The sequence below is a fragment of the Legionella sp. W05-934-2 genome (assembly GCF_964199965.1).
Taxonomy (GTDB): Bacteria; Pseudomonadota; Gammaproteobacteria; order Legionellales; family Legionellaceae; genus JAFIFT01.
Map to the genome: position 1 here is coordinate 138151 of NZ_CAXMZT010000008.1, position 12646 is coordinate 150796.

Genomic DNA, 12646 nt, shown 5'->3' on the forward strand with positions numbered 1-12646 from the left:
TTTCTGTTAAATCGTTATCTGGTACCTGCAAATATACCTGAATTCAAGCTCGCAGACAATTACCACCACGATGATTTCCCAGAGTACTTAGTGACCGCCTGGAGTGCCAAGTTATCCTCTTGTTCTTTGCAGCTTTGCTCCATCTTTTTAGCCCCTGGCTGAAGATTTTCCAGCACTTCTTGCCCATGCAATTTAAATTTTAGAATGTCTAACTCAGGATTCGCCTTTATCACTTCTGGCCAAATTTGCATAAATAATTTATAGGCGAGTGACTTCTCCGATTGACCACTGGTTATAATGACCTTCGAAAAAATATATTTATAGGATTTACCCTCGGCAACCATCTTAGTAATTTCAGTGGAACTATCATGAAACCAACTTGCGCCGACTGAGCGGTTTTCGTTATAGGCTGAAACTGCAGAACTTAATTTTTTCTCGAATACAAGGGCTTCTGGACTAGTTTTTCCAGATTTTTGCTTCAAGTCCCATTGTTTATCGAGCCATTCATACACTGCCAGTTCAAATTTAGGGAAAGTTGTATCATGGTATGGGTGGCTTAAATTGATGTCCGATTTAACAAATTTATTCAATTTTTGGATATAGAGTGCATCGTTAAAATAAGCGTCCTTCAATTCTTCTAGCTTTGGCTGAATAGCGGAATGATTGAGTTTACGCAGAATTAAATTAAATAAATGCATGTTTAATGAGGTTGAAACTAACGATGATCCACATTCCCACCCGCCCCAACTAAATATACAGGCAAGTTGGTTTGCTCCACTTTCTGCACTGAGTTGAATATACTCTTTGACAGGTTGTGAGCGATTTTTTGTGCTACCGTAAAGTTCTATGGCTTCTTTGACGAGCTGATGAAGCTGCGACTTATTATTATTGGCCCACTTAAACATCACTTGAATGACATCTTGGATAACAGTTGGATCATTGTAGGGTAACAATGTTGCTTCTGGGTGCCCATTTTTATCTTGGCAATCAATGGGCTTATCGCCACCAATGAGCTGCAAATTAATATGTTGACTTAAATTCACATCAACCGTTGTTTCATTCATCAACCGTAACAAGGCACGCAAATTTTCAATCGTCTCAGTCCCTTCTCCCAATTTTTCTAGTAAAGGGATGAGTGATTTACCCGCTGATTCTAATTGTTTGACAAGTTTTGTATTATCCTCAACCGTCAGTTTTGGCGTCAGCACTTCGAAGTATGACTCAATTTCCTTGATAAGCTCGGGAATAACTTTATGACAGGTTTCAAACGCTGGACGTAATGGGCTATTGGCATCGCACATTATTTTGATTTCTTTAATCGAACTCACCGACAAAGAGGGGAATAAATCCATCGCACGTGTCACTTTGCCACTTGTTTCACTGATATCAGAAAATAGGGGGCTTTTAGCGCTTTCTTCAACCGATACTGAGACCAGCTTTCCTAAATTTTGGTAAAATTTAAATGCTCTTAACCGGATATCATTAAATTGCGGCCAATATGAATCCCGCCATATTTGGTGATATTTTTGCTCGATTTCAGTCAGATTAAATGCCCCAGGCAAATCCTCTTTTTCAAGCTGTAAATTGATTTGTTTCGCAAATTCAACGACCTTCTTATAAGCCGATGGGCGTCTTCTTAAGAAATCCTTAAACGCAGGATCATTTGTTTTCTCATCACCACGATAAAAAACCGTTGCCAAATAAAACTCATCGAAGTTAGTCTGGGCATGATCCAGCACTTCCTCAATGAACTTTCCATCTGTATTTTCTGAAAAATACTGTTTTAATCGAAGTCGTGTCGCATTGGGTTGAAATAACAATAATTGTCTTAAAATCGCCTCAAATTTTTGTAGTTTAAAACTTGTCGGCTCTCCAGTTTTATGGAGAATTTTAGTATCGGGTAATGTTTGAAATGATGACACATTTTTACTTTCTTTATATCCAAGCACCCCAGTTTTCGTCGGCCAATAGTAGGGGCCATCGGTTAAGTTGGGGAAATAGGTGACGTCGGATTTTGTAAAGCGCATATTTTTATCAGCAACTTCACGCCAGTTCCCATCCACCCAGCGGTACCCTTTTATTTCCCCTGTCTTGGGATAATTGGACATATCAAAATCGATGCGGACATATCGCGGATTAATATAGTGATGAAGCTCATCAATGCCGTCATAGCAAAATAGAATTTGCGCTGGATGTAAATCGTCTTCTTTTTGAGCCCAAGATGTGACCAAAAGTTGCGTCATGTTAAGCTGAATCATGGTTTCAGCAGAGGGATTTCGATAGTGGTTTAATAACGAATCTGATTCCGATTCGCCTGCAAAAAGCAGCGGTTTTGCATTAGGGGCTGCTACGGAGAAAGTGCCTGCGATATCGCCATTTTCGTAAAATACCAACCGTTCTTCTGCCGCATCATTACCCATATAAAGGCGATACATCAGACTGTTTGCAACGGACCATTTGGCAAGGGAAGCAGGGTAGTAAGTCTTGTCAGATACGGGCTTAAAAAATCCTTTCAGACCACTGTCTTTTAAGGTTGCTTGACTAACCCCATGGGAATTAGGTCCCAGCCCTACTGAACCTGCTAAGGTCAAGTTGTTAAAGTTAATCCCTCGAGGAGGTAGTGATTCTGGCATGGCACGTCCTTATACAATCTAAATCCAGCAGGAATATCATATTAAGCAGAAAATAGCCTTAAATTCAATAGCTGTTGCAAGGTTTTAACCATTACGCTATAGAAAAGACAGATCTGCCATGAAATGACACACAATTAGTCGAAGCCTTAGGAGAACACGTCCCTGACAAGACTCCCGATAATCATCATTTAATCCTATGGGCTAAACACATTGGTAGCCACATCCGTGCAATAGACATTTTTTACTGCTCAATCTTTGTGAGCTTTGTGAAGCAATCCAGTTCTGTCTCTGGACATACATCTGCTCTGCTTCACTGCGTTCATAACGACGCCTTATTTTAAAAAATGTGCTGCTCAAAGCTTTCCCATTTAAAATTTATATAACATAAAGCATGCTCAGTTTCTACTATCTTTGATCTTAATTCCGTTTGTTGAGACAAAAAATAATAAGGTCTATCGTAATTTTCTTCTATGTCTTAATCCTTGGTTTCCTGGAACCTCCGCATTCGCGGAGGGCGACGTAATTATCACGGACCGTGTCGCAGTTCTTCTCAATACAATGGCATGACAAGGTTAATTTAAAACCATGTTCTTTGGGATTTCGCTTGCCTCCTCTCCCTTTACTTTCTCAGCATAGTTTAAATACGGTGAGCCGCCTTTTTCAAAAAAGGCCGTTTCCTTTAATTCAGGCACAACGTGCAATCCACATGGCGGTGCGGGGATGGGCTGCCTCTCTTTTATACGACCTGATTCTTGCTCTTTAATGGTTAACTCATCCTTTGCTGATAAGGGGATTTCTTTGGTGTTGTAAAACGGTAACACCCGAAGCTTAAATAAAATATAAAGTAGCTGAAGTTTGCCACTGACCTCTTTGTAACCCCATGATTTAGGATGTTGTTGTAATTGATCAAAATCATCAGGTCCTATCATGCGAATTTTTTTTAAATCACCCCGCACCCATATTTTTTTATTGTGGTAGAGAAACATGGGTTCGGGCTGGCGATAATTATAATCAACATCCGGGAGATAACTTAAAGCACCATAACTTTCCGGATCAGGCCTTTGTTGACCGTCAAGCACAGCCTCCAAATCCGCCACCGATGCCTGCAAACTTTCGATACAGGCTTGTTTGTTATAAGCGTTTTTGCATTGGTCAAATGTGCCATCGCCAAACGCATCCACCGGCGCATCTTTTTCATTGGGAGTTGGATCATACGGTTTTTTGGTATAAACACTTATTCGATTTAATTCATTGTGCATGGTATTTACAGCAATCCCCCCTAAAAAACCAAATTTTTCAGGGAATTCCACCCGCAAATCACCAACTAACGACATATGTCCTGCAGCAAAATGATCCGAGAGGTAATGAGCGGTGTACATTTCAATTTCAAAGCTCATCGCATGGTAACGATGGGCAAACGCTTGCAGCAATTCGGGCGTAAGCTGGTTATGGTCAACAAGGTGATTGACAGTTTTTAAATAAAAAGGATTATCTGAACGAAATGAAGGTTCTTGTGCTAGCTTTTTAAGCTGATAAGCGGTTTGCGCATAATCCAATGCCATGGTATGACCGATGGTATAAACGCGGACAGACCAAGGGGTAAAATGGGTTTGATTTTTATCGAGCTTCTTATCGTAATGCTTCACTCGAAAGTAATACATGACTTGCTGGATTAAATCATTGACTGATTTAACCGGAAAATAACTGGCACTGGCAATTTTAAAAACGGTATCGACTGATGAACGTTTCCGCTTTGGGTTGGCTAAATCATGTAAAGCGTCAAGCAGTGCCTTTTCTTCGCCATCGGACACTTCTCTTCGTATTAACTCTTTACCTAAATCTTCGACGGAACTGTATTTTTGACAGGATTCCAGCTGAAGCCTCACGTTCCAATCGGGATCGGTGAAATAGTCCGGCATCGCCACAATTTCACCTAAAGTGAGCTTTAACGTATCAAGCGGTTGCGGGATGCCGTTAATTAGAGACATCATGGTAAGGCTTGTCTTGTTTTCGTTTAGGGCGAGGTAAGGGTTATCTCTGAGTTTTACAGTAATCGCATCACCGATGTCCCTGTGTTCATTTGTGTCCATTTTTAATCCTTAAAATGGTTAATACTCTCATTGTTTAAGAAATATTAAAGAAAGGCAACTTAATTTATGATTTATTAACAGGCTGTCAAAATTTTAACTAAATATTGATTAAAATAGCAGAATCAATCATGATAGTTAACCCGCTTAGGCGTATGATTTTGATAAACAAATTTTACAAATAATGTTCTTTGTGTGCAAATTGCACTTTACTTAAAAACCTCAATTCGCTAAAATAAACCTTTTATAAATTGATACTAACCTGTGGCAAATACCCTATTTTATACTCTTGCCAGCCTATTTACAGGAATTTATGCTGTCAAAATGTTTTGGCAATGGTTACATACCCCAAAACAAAAACTCAGCATCCTTGAAAAGCTGAAATTAATTGTGAGTGGCATCATTGCATTCGCTGCGGATACGTTTGGCGTGGGAAGCTTTGTTATTAATGTTGCTTTGGCAAAAGTATTTCGAACATTTCCCGATCAACAATTGCCCGCCATCGTAAACGGTGTGCAAGTTATTCCAGGTTTCATCCTGTCTTTATTTTATGTACAGTATATTCATGTCGATATCTTAACTTTAGTGACGCTTGTCACTGCAACCTGTTTGGGTGCCATTATTGGCTCGTTATATATTACCAAACTCTCCACTCAGACAATTCGCTTGCTCATGGTGATTGGGTACCTTTTAATCATTGCTACCTTAATCTGTCATCATAACCATTGGTCTCCGGATGAAGGAGAGACTGGGCTTTTAAGGGGCAACCAATTATTGCTTGGTTTTGCAGCAATGTTTGTGTGTGGCGCACTAACGGTCAGTGGCGTTGGCTTATTTATCAGTGTCCAGGCAGCGTTATTTATGTTGAACATGTCCGTCATGGTTGTTTTTCCAATTATGGCCATCGCAGGCGCCATCCAGCAGCCATTATCTTCCTGGGTCTTTTTGCATAATCGCAAAGTCCCTTTGCAAAAAGCCATGTGGATTATGATCCCCGGATGCTTAACGGTAATTGCCTTACAACCTTATATGTTCTCCATTATTGTTGATTGGTTGCATAAGGCACTTCTAGGTATTCTTGTGTTTAATGTTATTGCCATTGGCGGCAACTTTATTAAAGATCTGCGCCAACGCCAGCCGCTATCTAAGAGTTTAAAAGCCCTAACCTAAAGAACACCCCTAATTTAAGCTGACTCTTCTACACCAATATAGAATTTACGGGGAAATGTCAGATTTAAACGGCTATGGGTGCCTTGATGGCAGGGTGGCATTGATAATTTTCAATGACAAAATCGTCAAAGCAATAGGAAAACAAATCCGCCGGTTTTCGCATCATTTTTAACGTGGGCAAAGGATATGGCTCTCGTGTAATTTGCGTTCTTGCTTGCTCGAGGTGGTTTAAATATAAATGGCAGTCGCCACCAGTCCAAATAAATTCACCCACCTCTAAATCCGTTTGCTGAGCGATCATGTGGGTAAGCAACGAATAAGAAGCGATATTAAAGGGAACCCCTAAGAAGACATCCGCGGATCGCTGATACAATTGACAAGATAACTGACCATCTGCAACATAAAATTGGAAAAGTGCATGGCAAGGCATTAACGCCATCTCATCTAATTGTCCCACATTCCAGGCGCTAACAATTAGACGACGAGAGTCCGGGTTTGTACGCAGTGCATGCATGAGTTGCGAAAGCTGATCGATGCTGCTGCCGTCAGGCTTTGGCCAACTCCGCCATTGTTTACCATAGACAGGTCCTAAATCGCCACGCTCATCTGCCCATTCATCCCAAATGGATACCCCATTTTCATTGAGATAGCCAATATTAGTATCACCGTTTAAAAACCACAATAATTCATGAATAATACTACGCAGATGACATTTTTTTGTGGTCACTAAGGGAAACCCGTTTTGTAAATTAAATCGCATCTGGTGCCCAAAAACCGATAATGTACCTGTTCCTGTGCGATCCGATTTTTCAGTCCCTTCATCGAGTATGCGGTGGATTAATTGATGATAGGTCTTCATGATGATTTTCTCCAAAAGAAATAGATAGCCCCAGCCAAAAATAGCGGTATCGATAATAGCTGCCCCATCGTTAACCAACCAAAGGCAATATAGCCAAGAAACGCATCCGGTTCACGGAAAAATTCAACAAAAAAGCGGAATGTGGCATATAACATGGCGAATACGGCAGCGACATTTCCGGGACGCCTTGGCTTAGAGGAATACCACCACAGGAGGATGAATAACAACACCCCTTCTAAAAGGAATTCATATAATTGGGAAGGGTGACGCGGCAATTGATCGATTTTTGGAAAAACCATCCCCCAAGGCATATCGGTAGGACACCCCCATAATTCACCATTGATGAAATTACCCATCCGACCACAGGCGATGCCTAGCGGAACGACTGGCGCAACGAAATCCAACACTTCCAAAAACGAGCGATGGAATTTTTTGCCAAAAAGATAGATAGCAATTAATACGCCGATCAGCCCCCCATGAAACGACATGCCACCTTGCCAGATTTTAAAAACGTCCAAGGGATTATGTAAAAATTGCTCCGGCTGGTAAAACAAGACATACCCAAGCCTCCCACCGACCACAACGCCCAGCGCAACATAAAACACCAAATCGCCAATATCTTCGTTTGACCACTTTTTTTCAGGTTTATTAGCACGCAAGATAAGTAATCCCCAACCCAAAAGAAACGCCAGCAAATACATCAAACCATACCAATGAATTTGAAGGGGGCCAATTGAAAATGCGACGGGGTTAAATGAGGGATGAGTTAGCACGGGTGCTCCTAGTCAATGATTAAATCGATGGCTGTCAGAATTAAAATGAGTGTAAACGCCACCTTTAATTTATGCATCGGCAAATTATAACTAATTTTGGCACCAATCGGCGCAAAATACATGCTGGGGAAGGCAACCAATAATACAGCCGGCCAATAGACATACCCCGTTGCATAAGAAGGCAAGTCGGGTAAATGATAGCTGGTAACAATAAAGGCACTAGCCCCCACTATAGAAACAGTCATGGTACACAGTGCTGAAATCGCTGCAATTTTTCGAGCATTGACACCGCACCAGTTTAAATAAGGAATCACCACGACGCCTCCGCCAACCCCCAATAAACCTGACTTAAATCCGATTAAACTGCTAACAGAAGAATTAAACCACCAAGACGGGCGCTTACGCGATCGTTTTACTTTAAAGTTAATCGCCATTTCAAAGGCTACCACCAATAAAAATAGGCCGAGGATAATTCGTAACACATCGGTGGGAACATAACTGGCAAACGTTACACCTAAAACGGTTCCAATGACAATGCCAAGGATCATGGAGTTGAATCTTGGCCATAGCACCTGCTCTTGGCGTGTATAAGCCCGTACTGTCGACTGAGAGGTAAAAATCATAATTGCCAAAGATGTTGCCGCAGCCATATGCATTGCCATGCCTGCTGGCACAAAATCATGGTGACTGAATATATAAGCTAACGCAGGCACCACAACAACGCCACCACCAATGCCAAATAACCCCGAAACGAGGCCAGCAAATGCACCTGCAATCGCATAAATGGTGCCGTGTGTCACCATGTCATTGAAAATAATCACTATGATTTCCCCGCCCGGATCAGTCCACCCAATCCTGCTTCAACTAAAGCATTTTGTAGGTATTGATGAATATCTTTGTGGTGTTCCATGTTCAGCACATCATCTAATATTTTTCTAGTCTGGTGAATGGCAAAATTTCGCACAACCCATTTTACTCTTGGTAAACTTGCTGAGTTCATACTCAGACTATCAAATCCCATGGCTAGCAATAATATCACAGCACAGGGATCGGATGCCATTTCCCCACATATACTCACTTCAACGCCGGCTGCGTGGCTTTGCTCAACAATACGTAATAATGTTTGAATAGCTGCGGGGTGAAATGGACTAAGCAAGGATGCGACTCTGGCGTTATTACGATCAACAGCTAACAAATATTGTAATAAGTCATTACTCCCCACCGAAATATAATCACAGCGACGACCAAGCTCTTTGGCCAACACCGCTGCGGCGGGAACTTCTATCATTGCCCCGATTTTCGGTCGCTGAAGATTATATCCTTCTTCCACGAGCTCCGAGAAGGCTTGATCAAGCAAATATTTAGCCTCATCCACTTCGCTTAAGGAGGATATCATGGGCAAGAGGATACGTAGGTTATTTAACTCTTCACTCGCCCTTAACATGGCGCGAATCTGAACGAGGAAAAACTCAGGATGGTCAAGGGTTACACGGATACCACGCCAACCCAAAAAGGGATTGTCTTCTTCGATGGGAAAGTAAGGCAATGTTTTATCACCACCAATATCCAAGGTGCGCATGGTGACAGGTCTTGGTGAAAAAGCTTTCAAAATCTGGCGATAAATAATGGTTTGCTCATCTTCCGAGGGGAATCGATCTTTATTCATAAAAGGAACTTCTGATCGATATAAGCCAACGCCCTCCGCCCCCACACTCATGGATAAACCCGCATCCATCGCAAGCCCCGTGTTCACCATCAAAGAAATTCGGTAACCATCAGTTGTTTCAGCCGGTTCATCGCGTAATGCACCCAAGCTTTGATTTAATTCATGCTCTTCTTTTGCAAGCTTGCTAAATTCGTTATACAGGGTCCGCGAAGGCGATAAAAAGACCTGCCCCGCATAACCATCAACGATCACTGTCTGTCCCGTTAACCCATCTAACTGTAGCCCTCTAACGCCCATGACACTAGGAACACCCAAGGCCCTAGCTAAAATGGCCACATGGGAGTTATAAGACCCTTTTGAAGAAACAATGCCAGCCAGGACACCTTCGGGGACTTCAGCTAGAACGGAAGCGGGAATTTCATCCCCGACCAAAATGGTTTTTTCCGGATATTCACACTCTTCTTTTTGGCTAGATTGTAGATGGGCTAATACTCGGCGACCCAGATCGCGAAAATCGCTGGCTCGTTCTCGAAGATAGGCATCTTCCATGCTTTCAAACTGTTGAATGTGCTTTTTGACTACCTGAGATAAGGCTGCTTGAGCACTTAGATTATCCTGTTGTATCACCTCGATAACTTCTTGCCCCAGGCTATCTTCATGAAGAATTCGCAAGTAAACATCAAATAAGGCGCGCTCATCTTCGGCAACTTTATCATGCATTTGCTGACCAAGTTTTTCCATGTCCTCGCGAGCATGCTTTAATGCTTCTAATAACTGCGCACATTCATCATCAATGTCTTCAGCCTCCCGGTAAGGAATAGCATCCAAATCCGCGGGAGGATAAATAACAAATGCTTCACCAATAGCCACGCCGGTGACCGCGGCATCTCCCTGCAATCGATTCGTTTTAAATGCGCTTTTTTTCTTTTTAGTTTTGTTGATTTCTGTCATCTCTGACAGCTCGCCTGTTGCTTCTGCATGGGCAATAATGCCTCCCAATTGGGCAGCCAGGGTGATTAAGAAAGCCTCTTCCGTGCCATCAAAATAATTAATGGACTCTTGTTGAACACAAATGACACCATAAAGTCGGCGATGCTGAATGATGGGAACACCCAAAAATCCATGCAGTCTGTCTTCATTAACCATAGGGGAGTAATGAAACTCGGAATGCACATGGGCGTTATCAATATTGATGGGCTCTTCTCGGCGACCGACTAATCCGATAAGCCCTTCATCCAGTGGGATGCGAACAATCGACTTTTCATCTTTAACCAAACCTTCCGACGCTAACAACACGTAGTCAGAGTTTTTTTGATCGAGCAAAAACACGGCGACAGCATCTGCATCAATGGCTTTTTTGACACGCTGCACCAACGTAATAAGGGCTTGAGCAAGGTCAGCTGCAGTAGTGACATCTTGGACTATTTTTTTTAAGACCTTAAGCATTAATTGTTTTTACTACCTCGCTTTTTGGGGATGCCTTTGTGGGGTTTTCGCTTGTTTACAAACCGATGCAATTCTTTCATTGCTTGGGCATATACCTGGCGCTTAAAAAAAATCACATGTTCTGGTGGCTCTTCAAAATCAACCCATCGCCAACTATCAAATTCGGGCGAATCACTTAAATCGAGCCGCAATTTTTGTTCACTCGCTATGAGGCGCAGCAAAAACCATTTTTGCTTTTGGCCAATCACTAATGGCGAGGAACCATGACGCAAATATTGCTTGGGCAACCGGTATTTCAACCAGCGCTTCGTGCTGCCGAGCACTTCGACGTCGTCTTTTTCTAGACCAACTTCTTCTTTTAATTCTCGGTACATCGCTTGCAGTGCTGTTTCACCTTTAGCCAACCCACCTTGAGGAAATTGCCATGCATCATGGCCTTGCCGCCTTCCCCAAAAAACACGATTTGCATCATTGACCAAAATAATCCCAACATTCAAACGATAACCTGCTTTATCTACAACCATTGTCAGGCTTCTTATAATCAGAATATATTGATCTAATTTTTCCACAAATGACAAGGGTTTTGCAAATGTTATTTCGCGAAAAACCCTTGATAAATCGAAAGGATTTGACATTATCTATTAAAAAGTAAATGCCAAACAAAGGGATGTGTTAGTGTTGTATAATTTTAGGACTAATAAGGGCTTCGTTGTGTTTCGCTTTTTGAACCTGAAATTGTGCGTGACTTGCTATTGCTTCTATTATTTTATACTTTATTGCTTTCTACAGGACAAACAAATGGAGCTTTGGATCCAAGGCTCATTTAAGCCAGGGTTGGTGTTATGAGTTTGACAAAAAGGAACAATCAGCAAGTTATTCACCGAGGGTATACCCATTTCCATTTAATATTACTTTTAATTATGGGGTTGATGCTTTCTTGTGCTTTTGGTGAAACATCACATGGTGGTTCAAGAAGCAAGCCACCACCGACATTTGGCTTTTCCACTTCCCCCAACGATGTCAATCAAATGCTATCCTCGCTAGAAAGAGAAAATGAAAGCTTGATACCCAGTACGCTATTGACTCCCTTTTTTAAACAGTTAGAGCATGACATTGAAATGAACACCAAAAAAACAGGCCTCAATTTTGGTGTCGAATATATCCCGCTGACCCAGCACTCTCATTTTGGCATGCCCCACGAAAATGCGGGCGGGGCTGAAAATGAACTATACCCGTGATCATTCAAAATTAGTCTATTGAGGCAATCTGGGTATATATCGTCGGGTCTTTTATGCCCGCCTGCTTAAACCCTTGCTTTCGATAATGACAGCTATCACATCGCCCGCAAGCAGCACCTTGCTTGTTTGCTTGATAGCAAGAAACAGTCAAACCATAATCAACACCAAGATTTATCCCCAATTTCACTGTTTCCGCTTTGGAAAGATGTTGTAGGGGGCTGTGAATGGTCACAGACTGGCCTTCCGTTCCCATTTTTGTTCCAAGAGTTGCCGTCTGCTGAAAGGATTTTATAAAGTCGGGGCGACAATCGGGATAGCCCGAATAATCCACAGAGCTAATGCCAATAAAGATATCTCTGGCATTTAGCGTCTCAGCCAATGCCGTTGCCATACTTAAAAAGATCAGGTTTCTTGCTGGCACATAGGTGACTGGGATGTGGTTCGTTTCCTGGTAGTCAGGCACGTTAATGGTATTGTCGGTTAATGCGGAACCACCAAATTTTGCCAAATCCATGTCGACGATATGATGTTGCTTTACCCCAAGATGGTGAGCAACTCGTTTGGCGGCTTGTAATTCAACGGCATGGCGTTGGCCATAAGAAAAGCTTAATGCATGCACATCAAACCCTTGCTGTTTAGCAATCGCAACACAGGTTGCTGAATCGAGCCCACCAGACAATAAAACAACGGCGTTAATATTGCTCATAATACGATATTAATGATAAATAAGTGGTCATTATAATGGCATCATGGGTAGATAGCAATGTTGGTGCT

Annotated in this window: 10 protein-coding genes; 2 read left to right on the top strand and 8 right to left on the bottom strand. The window is 42.0% G+C overall.

From position 1 onward, the window contains the following. Positions 1-59: 59 nt before the first annotated feature. Both AB3348_RS10525 and AB3348_RS10530 read right to left on the bottom strand, forming a co-directional pair. Positions 60-2633, bottom strand: a complete 2574-nt coding sequence (locus AB3348_RS10525) for a hypothetical protein (protein WP_367607573.1) — start codon at positions 2631-2633, stop codon at positions 60-62. A 572-nt stretch (positions 2634-3205) separates the two neighbouring features. After that, entirely contained in the window at positions 3206-4723 is a 1518-nt protein-coding gene (locus AB3348_RS10530) for a type IV secretion protein Dot (RefSeq protein WP_367607574.1), read from the bottom strand. Positions 4724-4984: 261 nt separating this feature from the next. Between AB3348_RS10530 and AB3348_RS10535 the strand changes: the two genes are divergently transcribed. Further along, on the top strand, positions 4985-5890 hold the full coding sequence (locus AB3348_RS10535) for a sulfite exporter TauE/SafE family protein (protein ID WP_367607575.1): 906 nt from the start codon (positions 4985-4987) through the stop codon (positions 5888-5890). Between the two features lie 64 nt (positions 5891-5954). On the opposite strand, the gene thyA is transcribed toward AB3348_RS10535, so the two are convergent. From thyA to AB3348_RS10560, 5 genes are read right to left on the bottom strand one after another with little or no spacing between them, the layout of a single operon-like run. Further along, positions 5955-6749 (bottom strand): thymidylate synthase, encoded by a 795-nt coding sequence (gene thyA, locus AB3348_RS10540; RefSeq protein WP_367607576.1) that lies wholly within the window; start codon positions 6747-6749, stop codon positions 5955-5957. Continuing rightward, the gene (gene lgt / locus AB3348_RS10545) at positions 6746-7522 is read right to left on the bottom strand and encodes a prolipoprotein diacylglyceryl transferase (RefSeq protein ID WP_367607577.1); all 777 of its coding nucleotides are present in this window, start codon (positions 7520-7522) and stop codon (positions 6746-6748) included. The genes thyA and lgt overlap by 4 nt, the downstream gene beginning before the upstream one ends. An 8-nt stretch (positions 7523-7530) precedes the next feature. Next, complete coding sequence (locus tag AB3348_RS10550; protein ID WP_367607578.1) at positions 7531-8343, bottom strand: sulfite exporter TauE/SafE family protein; 813 nt, start codon at positions 8341-8343, stop codon at positions 7531-7533. After that, complete coding sequence (gene ptsP / locus AB3348_RS10555) at positions 8343-10634, bottom strand: phosphoenolpyruvate--protein phosphotransferase (RefSeq protein ID WP_367607579.1); 2292 nt, start codon at positions 10632-10634, stop codon at positions 8343-8345. Before ptsP ends, AB3348_RS10550 begins: the two co-directional genes overlap by 1 nt. Further along, a complete protein-coding gene (locus tag AB3348_RS10560; protein ID WP_367607580.1) occupies positions 10634-11158 on the bottom strand; it encodes an RNA pyrophosphohydrolase in 525 nt (174 codons plus the stop codon). The genes ptsP and AB3348_RS10560 overlap by 1 nt, the downstream gene beginning before the upstream one ends. A 318-nt stretch (positions 11159-11476) precedes the next feature. Here AB3348_RS10560 and AB3348_RS10565 point away from each other — a divergent pair, with 318 nt between their 5' ends. After that, positions 11477-11872: a hypothetical protein gene (locus AB3348_RS10565; RefSeq protein WP_367607581.1), complete on the top strand. Its 396-nt coding sequence runs from the start codon at positions 11477-11479 to the stop codon at positions 11870-11872. Between the two features lie 10 nt (positions 11873-11882). On the opposite strand, the gene queC is transcribed toward AB3348_RS10565, so the two are convergent. Then, positions 11883-12578: a 7-cyano-7-deazaguanine synthase QueC gene (gene queC / locus AB3348_RS10570; protein WP_367607582.1), complete on the bottom strand. Its 696-nt coding sequence runs from the start codon at positions 12576-12578 to the stop codon at positions 11883-11885. Between the last annotated feature and the right edge of the window lie 68 nt (positions 12579-12646).

Excerpts from the sequence above, each read along its gene's own strand:
- AB3348_RS10525 (WP_367607573.1), bottom strand. The coding sequence starts at position 2,633 with ATGCCAGAATCACTACCTCCTCGAGGGATTAACTTTAACAACTTGACC.
- AB3348_RS10530 (WP_367607574.1), bottom strand. The coding sequence starts at position 4,723 with ATGGACACAAATGAACACAGGGACATCGGTGATGCGATTACTGTAAAA.
- thyA (WP_367607576.1), bottom strand. The coding sequence starts at position 6,749 with ATGAAGACCTATCATCAATTAATCCACCGCATACTCGATGAAGGGACT.
- ptsP (WP_367607579.1), bottom strand. The coding sequence starts at position 10,634 with ATGCTTAAGGTCTTAAAAAAAATAGTCCAAGATGTCACTACTGCAGCT.
- AB3348_RS10560 (WP_367607580.1), bottom strand. The coding sequence starts at position 11,158 with ATGGTTGTAGATAAAGCAGGTTATCGTTTGAATGTTGGGATTATTTTG.
- AB3348_RS10565 (WP_367607581.1), top strand. The coding sequence starts at position 11,477 with ATGAGTTTGACAAAAAGGAACAATCAGCAAGTTATTCACCGAGGGTAT.
- queC (WP_367607582.1), bottom strand. The coding sequence starts at position 12,578 with ATGAGCAATATTAACGCCGTTGTTTTATTGTCTGGTGGGCTCGATTCA.